The sequence below is a fragment of the Alteromonas lipotrueae genome (assembly GCF_019249255.1).
Taxonomy (GTDB): domain Bacteria; phylum Pseudomonadota; class Gammaproteobacteria; order Enterobacterales; family Alteromonadaceae; genus Alteromonas; species Alteromonas lipotrueae.
The window spans coordinates 101,661-115,340 of sequence record NZ_JAESDJ010000010.1 but is presented as its reverse complement, the minus strand read 5'-3'; the positions used below and the strand labels follow the sequence as shown (position 1 = coordinate 115,340).

Genomic DNA, 13,680 nt, shown 5'->3' with positions numbered 1-13,680 from the left:
AATCACACTCTGACCGCAAGTAAGCTATGCTTACTTGCGGTTTGTGTTTTTTAGCTTTTTTCCTTTAGGATTTGATACATGTTGCCCGTTGTTGCTTTGGTAGGCCGCCCTAATGTGGGTAAGTCCACCTTGTTTAATCGTTTAACTAATACACGTGATGCGCTGGTCGCTGATTATCCAGGGCTTACCCGTGACCGCAAGTACGGTCAGGCTAAGTTTGAGCAGCGCCAATTCATCGTGGTGGATACCGGTGGTATCACGGGTGACGAAGAAGGTATTGATGCTGAAATGGCGCAGCAGTCTCTTTTAGCCATTGAAGAAGCCGATGTAGTATTACTACTTGTTGATGCCAGAGCAGGTTTATTGCCGGCAGACCAAGGTATTGCTGAACACATTCGCCGCCTTAACAAGCAAGTTTTTGTCGTCGCGAATAAAGTTGACGGCATTGATGGCGATAGCGAAAGCGCAGACTTTTACGCGCTGGGTTTAGGCACCGTTAAACAAATCGCCGCGGCCCACGGGCGTGGCGTAAGCCAATTACTGCAAGATGCGTTAGTGCCACTTGAAGCCTCTTTTCCTGACATGCGCATTGTTGAGGAAACGCATGAAGAAGAGCTTGATGCGGAAGCGCAACTTAAGCGCCTTCAAGACCAGCCTATTAAACTGGCCATAGTTGGAAAGCCTAACGTGGGTAAATCTACGTTAACTAATCGAATTTTGGGTGAAGAACGGGTTGTAGTTTATGACCTTCCAGGCACGACCCGCGATAGCGTTTTCATTCCGATGGAACGTGACGAGCGTGAATATATTCTTATCGATACCGCAGGAGTTCGTAAACGCAGAAAAGTGAATGAGGCGGTTGAAAAGTTCTCTATTGTTAAAACTTTGCAAGCGATTGACGAAGCAAACGTCGTGCTGATGGTTATTGATGCTCGTGAGGGTATAACCGATCAAGACTTAAGCTTACTGGGCTTTGTGTTAAATTCCGGCCGCTCACTGGTGATTGCTGTGAATAAGTGGGACGGATTGAGCACAGATATTAAAAACGATATAAAACGCGAACTCGATCGCCGTCTTGGTTTTATTGACTTTGCACGTTTACACTTTATATCTGCAACGCACGGTACCGGTGTAGGTAATTTATTTGAGTCAGTACAAGAAGCTTACCTAAGCGCCACTAAGCGTATTAATACCTCCATGCTTACGCAGATTATGGAAATGGCTCAAGATGACCATCAACCGCCGCTAGTGCGCGGTCGTCGGGTCAAAATGAAATATGCCCATGCTGGAGGTTATAACCCGCCGGTGATTGTTATTCACGGTAACCAAGTTGACGATTTACCTACGTCGTACAAGCGCTTCTTGATGAACTACTTCCGTAAAGCGCTTCAGGTGATGGGCACGCCTATACGCATCGAATTTAGGGAAGGGGCGAACCCGTTTGAAGGCAAAAAGAATAAGCTCACTCTTACTCAAGAACGTAAACGTAAGCGTTTACTGTCTTATCATAGTAAGAAGAAGTAGCCGAACGTTGATACAAGTTCGGTAACTAAGCGTTTTGGATAATGGCGACATGCGGGTTTTGAAACGTTACTATTCCAAACATATAAAAAAGGTCGGCGCTATTATTAGCACCGACCTTTTTTGTTTTAAGTGAAGGTAGAGTGCATTTATTTATGTTTCGCTAAGCGCTTTTAAAGGGCTGATCACAACAGTCTGTCTATAAGGTGCTTTGCATAAGGAAGGCTTCACGCTGCACTATTGCTGGTGTTTTCTACTTCAGCATGGCGCGAACTTGCTGCATAAGCATAGATTCTTCTGGCACTGAGATATGCGCAATGAGTTCATTTGCTAAGTCGTCGGAGAAGTCACTAGGGAAGGTGGTAGCCACTTTCACTATTTTATCATTGCGCGTAAACACATAGGTGGTCGCGAAGATAGGATCGTCTACTGGCGAGTCAGCTTTAAGGGCTAGTCGCCATCCATTAGCAAGCCCCTTCACATTAAAAGGCGATATTGGTTGGGGTTGAGATAAGGTTAAATTGCGCGCGCTGGCAACGTGGTCAGCTTTATTCCAGTCTTCATCTAATTGTTGATGAAGTAAAGCGTCGGTGCGGGCTGAGTTTTCAGTATTGATAGTGTTCACCGTATTCGCTTTATTACTTTGCGCATTCGTGTCTAGTTTCGCCAAAATGGGATAAACCGTTACATCAACTAACGCATCTTCAAAAGAAGGATGGGTATACCTTGTAATTGAGCCTTTGAAGGGGTCTGGGTACAGCTGAGTATCAAGTCTGGTGAAATCACCCAAAGACTCCGGCACACTTAGATGGTTGCCGTAATCGCTCGCGTTTAACGCATGATATAAAAACTTTGGGGTGAACAGTTCGCTTTCGATAACATGCTTATACCACGATAGTAGCGGTTCTATGGCTTTCTCTGTTGGCGTTTCATTGCTATTCACTTGACTGGTAATAACCAAAGAATCAATCTCTATTCCTCGCCATTGCAGCGTTAATTCAGTGAAGTGCCTTTCTTCGCTAGGTTTTTCACTTAGCGCTTCACTTATACTGGAAGTTTCATCTTGTTTAGCCACGTTAGCAATCAGCAGTTCATAGTCTGAGTCATTACCGAAAGGTTTAATCTCAGTGAACCAAGATGTTGCTATCAGTGAAGAGATAAATGCTTCTGGGGTAATGGTATCTTCAATACACCCCTGTGTGGCCTCTGTATCGCCACAGGTATCCAAAAGGGTTTCACTGGGGTAAGTAGAAAACACCGCCAGAGAAATTGCTATTGTAGGAGCTTCAGGTACAGGTGCCGATAAAGATGACGTTTCGGGCAACACCGGTAACTCAGGCAATCCCGCCTGTTGCTGACCATAAACTGCCGGTGCGCATAAAGAGGCTAGAGCAAGTAGCAACCAGCCTGAACGCGAAGAAATAGGAAACAAAGGCCAACCTTTATTGATGACGACGAATTTCCACTATTTTACTGGTTATTTCACCATCAGTCACTCGAGACATAAGTATATCGTTTTCTTTGACGGTATTTACAGAGGTAACTGCCTCTCCACTTGACATAGTAATACTGTAGCCTCGCGACAATGTAGAAAGCGGGCTAACCGACTGCAATAAACCCACTTTTGCAGCAAATGCCTGTTGTTTACTATTTACTAACTGCTTCATGTTGTTACATAGCGCTTTATGGGTTTGTATCATGTGCGCTTTAGCTTGATTCACTCGCTCCGTTGGGTTTTGTCGCGCAAAGCGATTATCGACATACTCAAACCGTTTATTTTCGATAGCGAGTTTATTGTTAATAGCATGGCTTAAACGCAATTGTAGTCTGTCGAGGGCTTGCCACTGATTTTGTATTTTGCTTTGCGGATGTACTGACTGTAAACGTTGGTGCTGAAGTTTATGTTGCTGAGCTAAATGACTAAGTTTTTGCAGCATAGCACGGGTTAAGCGTTGCTTATATTGAACAAAGCCCTCACTGAGCGCGTTCGTGTCTTGGCTCAATATTTCCGCGGCCGCCGAAGGGGTAGGGGCGCGTAAATCGGCAACAAAATCAGCAATAGTAAAATCAACTTCATGCCCAACGGCGCTGATTAACGGTAGTTGCGACTCGGCAATTTCTCTAGCAAGGTTTTCATTGTTAAAACACCATAAATCTTCTAATGAGCCACCACCACGGGTTAGCAAAAGTGCATCTACTTCATTTCGTTTATTCGCAGTGCGAAGGGCGTTAATAAGCTGATTAGGCGCGGTTTCACCTTGCACCATAGAAGGGTAAACAATGACTTCAGTTTGTGGGCTACGGCGTTTCAATACACTAAGTACGTCATGCAGTGCTGCGCCTGTTGAAGAGGTAATAACACCAATACGATTGATAACCTCAGGCATTGGGCGCTTACGTTCGATACTGAACAAACCATCAGCGTTGAGTTTTGCTTTTAACGCTTCATAGGCTTGCTGCAGGGCACCTTCGCCGTCGCTCTCCATATGCTCTATTACAAGCTGGTAGTCGCCACGTGCTTCGTAAATACCTACCGATGCCCTTACGAGCACCTTATCGCCTTCTTTAGGGCGCTGTTTCACAGCGCGGTTTGTATTTTTAAACATGGCAGCGCGCACTTGTGCCTTGTTATCTTTTAACGTGAAATACCAATGACCGGAAGCGGCACTCACAAAATTAGATATTTCAGCGGATAACCATATAAGTCCCACTTCGCTTTCAAGCACGGTTCGAGCGAGCCGATTTAGCTTAGTAACTGTTAAAATTTGTCGCGATGTAGAGGGTGAAGATGTAAACATAAGAAAAAATCGTCTGGTTTAATAAAATAGAGTTTACCTGAAATCTAAAAAACACTACAATTGCGCCGCAATTAACCCTCAACTGAATAGGTGTTGTTGCATGCTACGAATCATCCAAGAAGCCCTGACGTTCGACGATGTGTTGCTGGTTCCCGGCCACTCGACAGTTCTTCCACATACTGCCAAACTTCAAACTCGTCTAACTCGTGGTGTCACGTTAAATATCCCTATGGTATCTGCGGCGATGGACACCGTCTCTGAAGCACGCCTAGCGATTGCACTTGCTCAAGAGGGCGGTATCGGCTTTATTCACAAAAATATGGAACCTGCGCAGCAGGCAAAGCATGTTCGTGAAGTCAAAAAGTACGAAAGTGGCGTGGTTTCAGACCCCGTTACGGTTGCTAAAGACGCCACTATCGGCGAAGTCATTACCCTTTCTAAGCGCCTAGGTTATTCTGGTTTTCCGGTAACCGATCATCAAAATAATTTAATTGGTATTGTTACTGGTCGTGATTTACGTTTCGAAAAACGTCTAGAACTGCCTATCAGTAATGTGATGACGGGCAAAGATGACTTAGTTACGGTAAAAGAAGGTGCAAGTTCAGATCAAGTACTCGATCTTATGCATGAACACCGCATCGAAAAAATTCTTGTAGTAGACGATGCTTTCAAGCTTACCGGCCTTATTACGGTTAAAGATTTTCAAAAAGCCGAAAATAAACCGAATGCTTGTAAAGATTCATTAGGTCGATTACGGGTTGGTGCAGCCGTTAGCGTTGGGCCAGGTACTGATGAGCGCATTCAACTTTTAGTTGAAGCCGGTGTGGATGTTTTACTTATCGACACTTCTCATGGTCACTCACAAGGCGTTATCGATCGCGTCAAGAAAGTGCGCAGTGATTATCCTGATGTCCAGATTATTGCAGGTAACGTAGCAACAGGTGATGGTGCAAAAGCACTGGCTGATGCAGGCGTTGATGCCGTTAAAGTAGGTATAGGCCCTGGTTCAATTTGTACTACCCGTATTGTTACCGGTTGTGGGGTACCACAAATTACTGCGGTATCTGATGCCGTAGACGCGCTTGCAGGTACCGACATTCCAGTGATTGCAGATGGCGGTATTCGTTTCTCTGGTGACATTGCGAAAGCGTTAGCTGCTGGTGCAAGTTGCGTAATGGTAGGCAGCATGTTAGCGGGCACAGAAGAAGCGCCAGGCGAAGTTGAGCTTTATCAAGGTCGCTACTTTAAATCTTACCGCGGTATGGGCTCACTAGGCGCAATGAACCAAAACCACGGTTCATCTGACCGTTACTTCCAAGAATCAAACAATGCGGAAAAGCTTGTTCCTGAAGGTATTGAAGGCCGCGTAGCCTATAAAGGGCCTATTGCGAACATCATCCATCAGCAAATGGGTGGGTTACGCTCAGCCATGGGGCTTACTGGCTGTGGCAGTATTGATGAACTTCGCACAAAAGCGCAGTTTGTTCGTGTTACATCGGCAGGTATGGGCGAGTCACACGTTCATGATGTTAGCATTACTAAAGAAGCACCGAACTACCGTCTAGGCTAGATTCGCGACAAGATATAACCATATACAGCGCATCGTGAGGCGGGTATCTTTCCGCCTCATCGCCGCCTTCGTTCTATTATAAAACGGGTAAAAACATGACCACAAATATCCATGACCAACGCATTCTGATTTTAGATTTTGGTTCACAGTACACGCAGCTTATTGCGCGTCGCGTTCGTGAAATAGGCGTTTATTGTGAGCTTTGGGCTTGGGATGTGACCGAAGAGCAAATTCGAGAATTTAATCCACAAGGCATTATTTTATCGGGCGGCCCTGAGTCAGTAACAGAAGAGAACTCTCCTCGCGCCCCTGAATACGTATTCGAAGCTGGTGTGCCTGTTTTTGGTATTTGTTACGGCATGCAAACCATGGCAGCCCAACTGGGTGGCGGTGTTTTAGGCTCTGACAAACGGGAATTTGGTTATGCGCAGGTAGAAGTTATTAAACCTACGTCTTTACTTAGTCATATTGAAGATAGCATTGGCGAGAATGGCAATGCGTTACTTGATGTATGGATGAGTCACGGCGATAAAGTTGCCGCTGTACCTGCTGGGTTCGAGACTATTGCGCAAACAGCCTCTTGCCCGCACGCGGCTATGTATAACGAAGAAAAGCAGTTTTACGGTGTTCAGTTTCACCCTGAAGTGACCCACACTAAGCAAGGTATGCGTTTGTTAAGCCATTTCGTCATGGATGTGTGTAAATGCGAAAAGTTATGGACTGCCGATGCCATTATTGAAGATGCTATTGCGCGCATTCAACAAAAAGTTGGCGACGATCGCGTCATTCTAGGTTTGTCGGGGGGCGTCGATTCATCGGTTACTGCTATGCTGCTGCATCGTGCTATTGGTGAAAACCTCACCTGTGTGTTTGTAGACAATGGTTTGCTTCGTTTAAACGAAGCTGATCAAGTAATGGAGATGTTTGGTGACCATTTTGGTCTCAATATTATCCGTGTTGACGCTGAGGACCGTTTTTTAGGGCGTCTAAAGGATATTGAGGATCCAGAGCTTAAGCGTAAAGCGATTGGTAATGAATTTGTCCGAGTATTCGACGAAGAAGCTGGAAAGCTTGCCAATGCGAAATGGCTAGCTCAGGGCACTATCTACCCCGATGTTATTGAATCAGCTGGTTCCGCAACAGGTAAAGCCCATGTGATTAAGTCTCACCATAATGTTGGTGGCTTGCCAGAAGACATGGCGCTAGGTTTAGTTGAACCCTTGCGTGAGCTATTCAAAGATGAAGTACGTAAAATTGGTCTTGAACTAGGTTTACCGTATGACATGCTCTACCGTCACCCATTCCCAGGACCTGGCTTAGGTGTACGCGTGCTTGGTGAAGTGAAAAAAGAGTATTGCGACTTACTACGCCGTGCAGACGCTATTTTCATTGAAGAATTGTACAACGCTGATTTATACCAGAAAGTGAGTCAAGCCTTCACCGTTTTCTTGCCTGTACGCTCCGTGGGCGTAATGGGTGATGCCCGTAAATACGATTGGGTAGTATCACTACGCGCGGTAGAAACAATCGATTTTATGACGGCTCACTGGGCGCATTTACCTTATGACTTCTTAGGTAAAGTTTCGAATCGTATTATTAACGAAATCGATGGTATTTCCCGCGTTGTTTATGACATTTCGGGTAAGCCGCCAGCTACAATTGAGTGGGAATAAAAAAGCAATAACCTCATTATTGTGCGCTTAAAGGCGTATCTAATGTGATTTACTTTAATTGCATTGAAAGCTTATGACGCTTTGCTAAGCTCAAAAGCGCACAATTTTTGAGGGTACTTCGAAAATACCAGTGTTAATTTTTCTTACGTTACGTGAAAATAAAGTATAACTATATAACCCCTCTAAATACGTCATCTCTATTACTGCAACGGTATAGATGTTAACTGAGCAGGGGGGATAACAGATACTTTCTAAAAGGACTTTATTTTGAAATATCGCTCCGAGATTGACGGCTTAAGAGCATTGGCCGTACTACCTGTCATTCTGTTTCATGCCGGATTTAAATTCTTTGCTGGTGGTTTCGTCGGTGTCGATGTTTTCTTTGTTATCAGCGGTTATTTAATTACCTCTATTCTTATCGTGGAAATTGAGCGTGAAAAATTTAGCTTAGTGAATTTTTACGAACGGCGTGCTAGAAGAATATTACCCGCACTGGTATTTGTCATAGTGGTATGTATGCCGATTGCATGGTCGACCATGACAGTTGACAGTTTTAAAGAGTTTTCTCATAGTATTGTTGCCGTGAGCCTTTTCGCATCTAATATTCTTTTTTGGCGAGAGAGCGGCTACTTTGAGGCCGCTGCTGAAGAGAAGCCTTTGCTTCACACGTGGAGTTTGGCGGTAGAAGAGCAGTATTACCTGATATTTCCTTTACTACTTATGTTTGCATGGCGACAAGGTTTTAAAAGAGAACAGCTTTTTTTGTTGATAGCATTTATTGCTACGATGAGTTTACTGGCATGCGAGTGGGGCTATCGAAACAGTCCAAGTGCAAATTTTTATCTCGCGCCATTTCGTGGTTGGGAACTGTTAGCTGGCTCTCTAGCTGCTTTTTTAGTGCAAAAGCATGGTGTGAGATCTAACAATGTCGCGGCCTCCATCGGCCTTTTAATGGTGCTTTACGCTACTTTCTTCTTCAACAGCTTTGTGCCATTTCCTAGTTTTTATACACTGGTACCCGTAGTTGGTGTGGTGTTAATCGTTTTATTTGCTGATACGCAAACTCTAGTTGGACGTTTGCTTAGCGTTAAGTTGTGCGTAGGCGTGGGCTTAATCAGCTATTCTGCCTACCTATGGCATCAACCTATCTTCGCCTTTACCAGAATACTTTCAGTGGAAGAGCCTTCCCATGGTTTAATGTTATCCCTTAGTTTATTGACTATGTTGCTAGCCTATGGAAGTTGGAAGTATGTAGAAACACCTTTTAGATTCAAAGATAAGATAAGTCGTAAGTCAATATTCACGTACTCTTGCTTATCATTAATCGGTTTTATTGTAATTGGCGCTAGTAGTGCAATTTTTTCCACAAAACTAAACCCAGGTAATTTTAATACGCTAAATAGCTTTCAAATTTCAGAGGCATCTCGAAGCAATACCGTATTAAGAGAAGAGTCTTGGCGTTTAGTACGTCAACATAACGAAAATGAGCTGTGGTTCGATTTAGAAAAAAACTATGAAAATGCATTGATTATAGGTAACTCTCACTCCAAAGATTTGTATAACGTACTGGTACATTCAAAATACAACGGCTCGATATTTTCTTTTGCACGTTATGGGAGTGAAATTAGTGAAATCTATAAGAATTTTTCTGAGCTTTCGGATGTTCCAAATTTTAAACATGCTGATACTATAATTATAGCTTCTAGATATGACCTAGAGGATATAGCCGCCTTAAATCAGGTTATTGAAAAATTTATAGAAGCTGGGAAAGGCATTATTGTAGTCAACAATATCCACGAATTCCCTGAATACAGAACACGCAGTTGGACACTTGCAGACTTTGTTGCCTATGTAGTAAGAGATGATAAATCGTATGCCGGTGATGAGGTTCTCGCTAACCATATTAATTCAGAGTATTTCAACGCTTACAGTACTAATAAAACAACGACAAGAGTGGACTTCACAGGAAGAGTGAGAGAGATTAACGAAGCTCTCGACCTTATAGTAAAAAAATTCCCTGATGTTACGCAGCTAGATAGGATGGATTATGTTTGCAAGCCTGCTTTAAAACAGTGTTCTGGCGTCAATCAATCTTTAGAAAAGCTATTTTACGATTATGGACATCACACGTTAGCGGGAGCAAAATACTTTGGTGAAGAGGTTAGCCGTATAAATTGGTTGGAACCCTAGTTGCTAGTGCAATTTTTTATTGTCATAGAAGAAAGTTTCAAAATCTGCTTTTAGTTCTATAATTCTTGCGTATCAATGGATATGCAAAGGTATGCAGCGTAATACCTAGTTTGTAACGTTTCTGTCATTAAATTATCATCTAATGACGGAGTTTCACGATTTTCGAATTTTTATTAGACTAAAGGTTAAGCGCTGTGTTCAATTATACCAGTATCAGTCGATTGGTAATTACCCCTGTACTTGCGAGCTTATGTTTATTGGTTTTTTTAAACGCCGCATCCATCTATAAATCTTTCTCGTTGTTAAGCAGTTTCGAATCCCTAGAGCATACACTTGTTCAGGCAGAGCGTGATGTTAATGCTACCTTAAACACCTTTAAAACACAGGTTCAGGAATGGAAAAATACGCTGCTGAGGGGGCACAACGACGACGACCGGGAAAAGTACTGGTCTCGCTTTCAAAAGCGAGAAGCTGAGATAAAGCAGCAATTTAGCCAAATGCTGTCAAACCCTGTAGTGAGTGATAAAGCCAAAGCGGATATTCGAAAGTTCCAAACATCGCACGCCTATATGGCTGAAAAGTATCGAGAAGGTTATGCGGCCTTTATAGCATCGGGTTTAGACCCAAAAGTTGGAGATAGCTTCGTTCGTGGCATCGACCGAGAGCCAGCAAAACTACTTGAAAGTATTGCCGATGAAATAGCACATCAATCTGAGCTAGCCATTACTGATCTAAAGGACGGCACACGCAGGATGTTATGGCTAATTTTACTGGCTGCTATCGTGCTGTCACTGCTATCTGTAATTTATGTAATTAGTCGTCTTCGCACCCAGGTAATTAACCCTACTCGTGAAGTGGCTGCGTGCATTTCTAATTTAGCAACCAGTCAATACGATTACCCGCTGACTTATTCAAGTGGGCACGAGCTTGGCATTTTAGCTGACTCAGCCAGAGCATTACAAAGTAAGCTAAAAGATTCAGTCACTCAGTTACATCAAACCGAATTAGAAATGGAGCGTGCTTTCGTAACCCTTGGCGATGTAGGGCAATCAATAATGGATGGCGCAGTAGAGCAGCGCGATGCATCACTATCGCTAGATGCCACCACTGATAAATTAAAAGGTATAGTTCAGAACTTGGTCGCGATTACCGACCAAGTAGCAGTGGCAACCAAAAACTCAGAAGAGAACGTTGCGAGTTGCTATTCGACTTTTGAGCGCGCTAATACTGGGTTTAAGCAACTGGCAAAAACGGTAACAGAATCGAGTGATATTGTAAGCGACCTGCAAAGCCGCAGCAAAAACATTCTTAAAGTGGTTAACGTTATCAATGAAATTGCCGACCAAACCAATTTATTGGCGCTCAATGCTGCAATTGAAGCTGCTAGGGCAGGAGAACATGGTAGAGGCTTCGCGGTGGTGGCAGATGAAGTTCGGGCGTTAGCAGCTAAAACACAGCAATCAACGAAAGAAATAAACAATATTCTTAGCAGTTTTGAAGCAGAAGCCCGTGGAGCCGTTCTGGCCATGGAAGAAGGTAAACAGCTTTCAGACAGCAATGCGACTGAAGCTGCTACTGCATTGCAAACCTTAAATAATGTGGTTGAGGATATTAAAGAAACGGCGAGTGTAGTGGTTGCCCTTAATGAAGCCGCAGACGAGCAAGAGGCAGTGTTGTCTCAGGTGGAAAGTATTATTGCGAACGTAGTGGCATCGTCCGACCGGTATCATAAATTGGCACAACGTGATGACATGGCAGAGTCGATGAAGAGTATGTCTGTCAATGTGGAAAAAGTGGTGAACAGTTTAACCCGCTAATACATGATAGTGCGTATAATGAAACGGAGCTCAATGCTCCGTTTTTTTATGAACCCAAGGTAATATCCACTACAAATAATACAAGGTAGCGACTGAGACGTTATGATCCCACTGGTATTTCACCCTATTTATAGCCAACTCAGCTTACCTGAACGCCATCGCTTCCCTATCGATAAATACCAAGGTATTCGAAATGCATTATCGTCTCACGGTGTTGCTGATAGTGTATTTCACACACCTTCACCGTTAGCGATAACGGAATTGGAGTCTCACTTTGATAAAGTCTATGTTCAGCAGTTAACCGGCGGCACACTAGATAAAAAAGCCATGCGTCGTATTGGCTTTCCTTGGTCGGATCAACTAATCGAACGCACCCTTACGGCAGTGTCAGGTACATGTTTAACTGCTGAATTGGCGATAAAACACGGGAAAGCGTTAAATTTAACCGGTGGCTACCATCACGCATTCTCAGATTTTGGGTCAGGATTTTGCTTATTTAACGATTTATTTCTTGCCGCAAAAAACATGCAAAAATCTAGCGGTATAGACAATGTATTAATTATCGACTTCGACGTCCATCAAGGGGATGGTACGGCTAAGCTAGCTCAATACGACAATAGTATTTTCACCGTGTCAGTTCATGGTGAGAAAAACTTCCCTTATCGAAAGCAACATTCAAACATCGATATAGGCATGGCGAAGGGCTGTGAAGACGACGAATATTTAAACACAGTGCAAGAAACACTCGCCATGGTTGCCATGCAATTTCAAGCAGACGCCATTATTTATGATGCTGGCGTAGATATTCATGTTAATGACGACTTGGGCTTATTAAACATCACAACCGAAGGCGTTAGCGCCCGAGATGATATGGTTTTTGCGTTCGCTGAACGTATGGGTATACCCATCGCAGCGGTCATCGGTGGCGGGTATCAGCGTGACATAGATGCGTTAGTAGATGTTCATCTTCAATTGTACAAAGCGGCTGGAGTCATGTGAAAAAGCAGTAATTAAGGGTAAGTTAAATAGCCGTTTAACAAAAAAGCTATAGTGGTGAGAGCCATATAAGAAAGGTAATCAGGTAAGCTGGAAAATGCATTAACGTACTGTGTTACTTAATAAGAGGCCTATAAGACAAGGCCTCTTATTAATTAAATGCTTATAGGAAAAGTAGCTGAAAGCCTAGTCCTACTCGTTCTTGAGAGCGGTTGTAATCAATGAGTGAGTCGCCGTAGCCGTTAAAATATTGAAACAGTAACTCATAACGGTCGGTGAGCGGATAGGTTAAATCAAGCTGAATGCTACCTCGGTTATTCCCTAAGTTAAGGTTATTGCGAAGCAATGCCATCACTTTGAAATTACCAAGCTTGCGCCCATAACCGAATTCCATACGACCATAATAGTTTTCGATATCTGGGTTATCATCTCCGGTAGGATCAAGCGGGTCTGCTTTGTCGTCTTCAGGAATACGATACCAAGTTTTTAAATAATAAATATCGTCTTGGTCACTAAACACAACAGAGGCGAAAATACGGTTCCAACTTCTAGAGCTAAGGCCACTCTGTCCGTTAGACATATGGTTAAACCCTAATTGAAAGGTATTAAATTTATACCCTAAAACCGAGTAGTCTGCCGTTTCTTGCCAAAATATCTCTGGCTCATAATTGGTTTCTCTAAAGGGTTTAGATACTTCGCTATTATATAGCTGCCAAAATGAGGTAAGGGTAAAACCGAGGTAAATGCCATCAAACCCAGTGTCTTCCAAATAAAGAGGCAGCTTTACACTAACCTGAAACTTGGCTTCTTTTTTATCGACATTGTCTTCTGTGAGCTCTTGATTACCGTTTGAGTTCGGATTGGTAATGTAAGTCATAGGAAGAAAATAGTTTTGTCTATGCTGAGTAATTGCAAAAACGTTATCAATTGCTTCCTTATCACCTTCCATACGATTATCGAGCGCACTTTCAGAAGTGGTATCTCGTTTAATGATATCAATGACTTCAATATCACTCTCTTGCTCGTCTTGCGCATTTTGTTGGGCAAGGGCATTTATGCTGCACAGACTGACTGCAGCCAATATTAAAAATGGCTTAAACACTGACACTGGTGGT

At 43.3% G+C, this 13,680-nt stretch carries 9 protein-coding genes; 6 read left to right on the top strand and 3 right to left on the bottom strand.

Annotated features, from left to right (window positions below):
• The first annotated feature begins 78 nt into the window (after positions 1-78).
• A complete protein-coding gene (gene der / locus KYS23_RS14505; protein WP_218419159.1) occupies positions 79-1,524 on the top strand; it encodes a ribosome biogenesis GTPase Der in 1,446 nt (481 codons plus the stop codon).
• Between the two features lie 250 nt (positions 1,525-1,774).
• On the opposite strand, the gene KYS23_RS14500 is transcribed toward der, so the two are convergent.
• Together KYS23_RS14500 and xseA are read right to left on the bottom strand one after the other, a co-directional pair.
• A complete protein-coding gene (locus KYS23_RS14500) occupies positions 1,775-2,953 on the bottom strand; it encodes a hypothetical protein (protein WP_159532180.1) in 1,179 nt (392 codons plus the stop codon).
• A 10-nt stretch (positions 2,954-2,963) separates the two neighbouring features.
• Positions 2,964-4,319, bottom strand: a complete 1,356-nt coding sequence (gene xseA, locus KYS23_RS14495; RefSeq protein WP_159532178.1) for an exodeoxyribonuclease VII large subunit — start codon at positions 4,317-4,319, stop codon at positions 2,964-2,966.
• Between the two features lie 100 nt (positions 4,320-4,419).
• Between xseA and guaB the strand changes: the two genes are divergently transcribed.
• The 5 genes from guaB to KYS23_RS14470 all read left to right on the top strand — a co-directional run bounded on the left by guaB (position 4,420) and on the right by KYS23_RS14470 (position 12,568).
• Complete coding sequence (gene guaB / locus KYS23_RS14490; protein WP_013783293.1) at positions 4,420-5,889, top strand: IMP dehydrogenase; 1,470 nt, start codon at positions 4,420-4,422, stop codon at positions 5,887-5,889.
• Between the two features lie 95 nt (positions 5,890-5,984).
• The gene (guaA, locus tag KYS23_RS14485; protein WP_159532176.1) at positions 5,985-7,562 is read left to right on the top strand and encodes a glutamine-hydrolyzing GMP synthase; all 1,578 of its coding nucleotides are present in this window, start codon (positions 5,985-5,987) and stop codon (positions 7,560-7,562) included.
• A gap of 267 nt (positions 7,563-7,829) precedes the next feature.
• Positions 7,830-9,752 (top strand): acyltransferase family protein, encoded by a 1,923-nt coding sequence (locus KYS23_RS14480; RefSeq protein WP_218396012.1) that lies wholly within the window; start codon positions 7,830-7,832, stop codon positions 9,750-9,752.
• Positions 9,753-9,946: 194 nt separating this feature from the next.
• The gene (locus KYS23_RS14475; protein WP_159532172.1) at positions 9,947-11,569 is read left to right on the top strand and encodes a methyl-accepting chemotaxis protein; all 1,623 of its coding nucleotides are present in this window, start codon (positions 9,947-9,949) and stop codon (positions 11,567-11,569) included.
• A 102-nt stretch (positions 11,570-11,671) separates the two neighbouring features.
• Positions 11,672-12,568: a histone deacetylase family protein gene (locus KYS23_RS14470; RefSeq protein WP_159532170.1), complete on the top strand. Its 897-nt coding sequence runs from the start codon at positions 11,672-11,674 to the stop codon at positions 12,566-12,568.
• Positions 12,569-12,728: 160 nt separating this feature from the next.
• Here KYS23_RS14470 and KYS23_RS14465 read toward each other — a convergent pair whose 3' ends face one another.
• Positions 12,729-13,673, bottom strand: a complete 945-nt coding sequence (locus KYS23_RS14465) for a phospholipase A (protein ID WP_218419157.1) — start codon at positions 13,671-13,673, stop codon at positions 12,729-12,731.
• Between the last annotated feature and the right edge of the window lie 7 nt (positions 13,674-13,680).

Coding starts and splice junctions, on each gene's coding strand:
- der (WP_218419159.1), top strand. CDS start 79: ATGTTGCCCGTTGTTGCTTTGGTAGGCCGCCCTAATGTGGGTAAGTCC.
- xseA (WP_159532178.1), bottom strand. CDS start 4,319: ATGTTTACATCTTCACCCTCTACATCGCGACAAATTTTAACAGTTACT.
- guaB (WP_013783293.1), top strand. CDS start 4,420: ATGCTACGAATCATCCAAGAAGCCCTGACGTTCGACGATGTGTTGCTG.
- guaA (WP_159532176.1), top strand. CDS start 5,985: ATGACCACAAATATCCATGACCAACGCATTCTGATTTTAGATTTTGGT.
- KYS23_RS14470 (WP_159532170.1), top strand. CDS start 11,672: ATGATCCCACTGGTATTTCACCCTATTTATAGCCAACTCAGCTTACCT.